The organism is Streptomyces sp. ID05-26A (assembly GCF_033794685.1).
Lineage (GTDB): Bacteria > Actinomycetota > Actinomycetes > Mycobacteriales > Pseudonocardiaceae > Lentzea.
Genome location: NZ_JARAYZ010000015.1, coordinates 1 through 1,058, shown reverse-complemented (window position 1 = coordinate 1,058; position 1,058 = coordinate 1). Strand labels below are relative to the sequence as shown.

The window sequence follows — 1,058 nt, the reverse complement described above, 5'->3', positions numbered from 1 at the left end:
CCAGAACCGCACAGTGGATGCGTAGCGTCTTTGTAACAAGTCCTCGGCCTATTAGTACCAGTCAGCTCCAACCGTTACCGGTCTTCCACCTCTGGCCTATCAACCCAGTGGTCTAGCTGGGGGCCTTAACTCACGAAGAGTGGGATACCTCATCTTGGAACGAGCTTCCCGCTTAGATGCCTTCAGCGGTTATCCCTTCCGAACGTAGCCAACCAGCAATGCTCTTGGCAGAACAACTGGCACACCAGCGGTCCGTCCGTCCCGGTCCTCTCGTACTAGGGACAGCCTTCCTCAAGTATCCTACGCGCGCGGCGGATAGGGACCGAACTGTCTCACGACGTTCTAAACCCAGCTCGCGTACCGCTTTAATGGGCGAACAGCCCAACCCTTGGGACCTACTCCAGCCCCAGGATGCGACGAGCCGACATCGAGGTGCCAAACCATCCCGTCGATATGGACTCTTGGGGAAGATCAGCCTGTTATCCCCGGGGTACCTTTTATCCGTTGAGCGACCACGCTTCCACAAGCCATGGCCGGATCACTAGTTCCGACTTTCGTCCCTGCTCGACCCGTCAGTCTCACAGTCAAGCTCCCTTGTGCACTTGCACTCAACACCTGATTGCCAACCAGGCTGAGGGAACCTTTGAGCGCCTCCGTTACTCTTTGGGAGGCAACCGCCCCAGTTAAACTACCCACCAGGCACTGTCCCTGATCCGGATCACGGACCGAGGTTAGACATCCAATACGACCAGAGTGGTATTTCAACGATGACTCCACACTGACTGGCGTCAGCGCTTCACAGTCTCCCACCTATCCTACACAAGCCGAATCGAACACCAATACCAAGCTATAGTAAAGGTCCCGGGGTCTTTCCGTCCTGCCGCGCGTAACGAGCATCTTTACTCGTAATGCAATTTCGCCGGGCCTGCGGTTGAGACAGTCGAGAAGTCGTTACGCCATTCGTGCAGGTCGGAACTTACCCGACAAGGAATTTCGCTACCTTAGGATGGTTATAGTTACCACCGCCGTTTACTGGCGCTTAAGTTCTCAGCTTCGCC

The 1,058-nt window shown here is 55.7% G+C and carries 1 rRNA gene; it reads right to left on the bottom strand.

What is annotated here, in order from left to right:
- Nucleotides 1–31 precede the first annotated feature (31 nt).
- Nucleotides 32–1,058, bottom strand: a 23S ribosomal RNA gene (locus PV646_RS44765); the annotation flags it as partial.